The sequence below is a fragment of the Halobacillus sp. K22 genome (assembly GCF_052246795.1).
Classification (GTDB): Bacteria; Bacillota; Bacilli; order Bacillales; family Halobacillaceae; genus Halobacillus.
This window is the reverse complement of the sequence record NZ_JBQQCN010000059.1, coordinates 1-1,385: the sequence shown is the minus strand read 5'-3', so window position 1 is coordinate 1,385 and position 1,385 is coordinate 1. Positions and strand designations below refer to the sequence as shown.

Genomic DNA, 1,385 nt, shown 5'->3' with positions numbered 1-1,385 from the left:
ATCGAGATATTAGATCCTTTTTAAATCGAGTAGGAGGAGGTGACTAACCTCCGTCCTCTCACACCACCGTACGTACGGTTCCGTATACGGCGGTTTCATAAAATTCAACGTGCATTCAATGATTTCAAACCCATACGTTGCCAATAGTGATCATTGAGTGTGCGATGGAGAATTGGGCTACTGGCTATACGCCAGTAGCCTTTTCTTGTATTTCCCCATTCGAAGGCTTTCGCCTTTGTCACTCCCAATGCTATTAAATTCTTCACTTTTGTCTTGGGCAATTTCCATTCTTTCCATCGAATCATTCGGAGCCTTCTCCTCAACCATTCCATCATTCTTTTGAAAATCGATGGCGCTTCCGCCAGGCGAAAGTAGTTATACCATCCGGTAAGAAATTCATTAATTTTCTCAATACGGTATTTCATATCGGTACTCCACTTTCGACTTGTCAATTGGCGTAAACGTTGCTTAGCTTTGTGAACCGAATCCTTATGGACGCGCACTCTAGCTTTCCCTTTCACCGAAGGTGTAAAGCTGAACCCGAGAAACTTACGTTTCCACGGACGGCTTACCGCACTTTTCTCTCGGTTGACCTTGAGTTTTAGCGTCTTTTCGAGGAAGCTTGTCATATTCTTGAGGATACGTTCGGCGGCACGTTTGGAACCTGCATACATTTGCACGTCATCAGCGAACCGAACGAAGCGAATGCCTCTAGATTCCAATTCTTTATCCAGTTGATCGAGCACAATATTCGAAAGGAGAGGACTTAATGGACTCCCTTGGGGGGTTCCTTCCCGATTTGGAGTCGTGAGCCCGTCTTCCATAATGCCTGCTTGGAGATATTTTCGGATAAGACGAAGCACCCGGGGGTCTTTGATGCGGAAGCTTAGCGTTCGCATCAAGCGGTCGTGATTAACTCGATCAAAGAATTTCTCGAGATCGATGTCCACAACCCAAGTGTCCCCCTCATTGATATAGGTTTTCACCTGTCTCACCGCATCATGGGCTCTTTTTCCTGGTCGGAATCCATAACTTTGCGTGGAAAACGTTGGGTCATACATCGATTGAAGATAGAGGTTAAGTGCTTGTTGGATCATGCGATCCATCACCGTAGGGATACCTAACTTCCGTTTGCCTCCGTTCGGTTTCGGGATTTCGACTCGACGGACGGGAGACGGTTGATACGTACCCTTCAGAAGTTGATCGTGGATGGTATCCCATTCTTCCGAAATCTGAGCTTTCAGTTCGGAAGTGGAAACACCATCAACGCCATGACTTCCTTTATTCTTTGTCACCTTGAGATAGGCGACATTCATATTGTTTCGGTGTAGGATGTTTTCCAACATATTTCGCTTACCCTCCACGTGACCATTTCGTTCTATTGT

Annotated in this window: 1 protein-coding gene; it reads right to left on the bottom strand. The window is 45.8% G+C overall.

Annotated elements, in window-relative coordinates; translation table 11 throughout:
• Nucleotides 1-104: 104 nt before the first annotated feature.
• Nucleotides 105-1,346, bottom strand: coding sequence for a group II intron reverse transcriptase/maturase (gene ltrA / locus ACTWPM_RS20600; RefSeq protein ID WP_443134834.1), 1,242 nt, complete (start codon nt 1,344-1,346; stop codon nt 105-107).
• Nucleotides 1,347-1,385 lie beyond the last annotated feature (39 nt).